This window comes from Paraburkholderia sp. BL18I3N2, assembly GCF_003001875.1.
GTDB classification, from domain to species: domain Bacteria; phylum Pseudomonadota; class Gammaproteobacteria; order Burkholderiales; family Burkholderiaceae; genus Paraburkholderia; species Paraburkholderia phytofirmans.
Map to the genome: position 1 here is coordinate 1 of NZ_PVNC01000063.1, position 1,499 is coordinate 1,499.

At 57.4% G+C, this 1,499-nt stretch carries 1 protein-coding gene and 1 pseudogene; both read left to right on the top strand.

Annotated features, from left to right (window positions below; genetic code table 11):
- Positions 1-378 precede the first annotated feature (378 nt).
- On the top strand, positions 379-654 hold the full coding sequence (locus B0G75_RS39965) for a metal/formaldehyde-sensitive transcriptional repressor (protein WP_106314954.1): 276 nt from the start codon (positions 379-381) through the stop codon (positions 652-654).
- A gap of 6 nt (positions 655-660) precedes the next feature.
- Positions 661-1,499: pseudogene (dmeF, locus tag B0G75_RS41010) on the top strand (CDF family Co(II)/Ni(II) efflux transporter DmeF); the annotation flags it as partial.

A 1,499-nucleotide genomic window follows, 5' to 3' on the forward strand; every position in this document is an offset into this window, starting at 1 on the left:
TCAGCCGTCGGATTTTCATGTTTGTCCTGTAGTGCTCATGCCATACGCGAGCAATCCAATGGTCATCCGCCGTAGAACACATCTGGCATGTCAACCGCCCAGTGAACCATCCAGGACGCGCAGACGACGGGCGCGTGGCCGCTCCCCGGCAGAACCCGAGCCGGCCATCACCGGTCAATTATCGGGTTCCGACGAACGACTGAAATGAGCATTTGACCAGCCGTTCGTCGACGCATCGACAGCTATGAACGCGAAACCCGCCTCGATAAGTATCTGGCAACTCTGTTGGCACCAAAATCCGCGGCAGTACCGATAGCCCTACCCCCTATGGTAGACTTCCCGCGATTGAATACCCCTAGGGGGTATATGGAGAGCGCGATGAGTCACACGGTTCAAGAAAAACAGAAACTGCTTAATAGGGTCCGACGTATCAAGGGACAGGTCGAAGCCGTTGAGCGGGCGCTCGAGGAAGAGCACGGCTGCGCGGACGTGCTGCAACGGATCACGAGTTGTCGCGGGGCTATGAACGGTCTTCTCGCGGTTGTGCTGGAAGACCACATCAGGAACCACCTCATCGACGCGGAAAACGGCGAGGAGGATGGTGCCAGCGCGACGGAACAACTCATCGAAGTTGTTCACAGCTATTTCAAATAGTCAGAAATGGTTGATTTCAAAGACGCCGCATTCGGCGCAGGACATGACCACATCTTTCTGGGTGTTGGTCACGAAAAGAACGAGCGCAAGACGTGGGCCGTGATCGCATTGTGCAGCGCTATGATGCTTGTTGAGATCGTCGGTGGCAGTATGTTCGGTTCGCTGGCGCTTGTCGCCGACGGTCTGCACATGTCGACGCATGCCGGCGCAATGCTCATTGCAGCCCTTGCGTACAGCTATGCGCGCAAACACGCCACCGACTCCCGCTTCGTGTTCGGTACAGGTAAGCTCGGCGATCTTGCGGGCTTTACGAGTGCCATCGTGCTCGCGATGATTGCGCTTCTGATTGGCTACGAAGCGGCATCGCGTTTCCTGTCGCCGGTACCCATCCATTTTGGTGAGGCAATTCCCATCGCGGCGGTCGGCCTGTTTGTCAACCTGGCGAGCGTGTGACTATTGAACGGCGGCGATCACGATCATGGTCATGATGACCACGCTCATGAGGAGGAAGTCCAGAAGATTTTCGCCCCATCCGGCGTGTTTGCCGTTTCCATCTTCGAGGACGGCGTGCCACCCGTTTTCCGCATTACGCCAGCGACGCAGACTTCACGACTGGACGCTACTGCGGTGTCCGTTACCACGGTGCAGCCCGATGGGACACAACAAGTGTTCGCGCTGGCGGACCGCGGAGACTATCTGGAATCGAAGGAAGACATTCCGGAGCCACACTCCTTCAAAGCCATCGTTCGGATGCCGGACGGCGAGTTCGGAGTCGAATTCGAAGAACATGAACACCACGACGACGCGGATGAAGCAGCGACTCGCGACCATAACATCGGGGCCGC

What these genes read in the sequence shown, in the direction of transcription:
- B0G75_RS39965 (WP_106314954.1), top strand. Translation starts at nt 379, where the DNA reads ATGAGTCACACGGTTCAAGAAAAACAGAAACTGCTTAATAGGGTCCGA.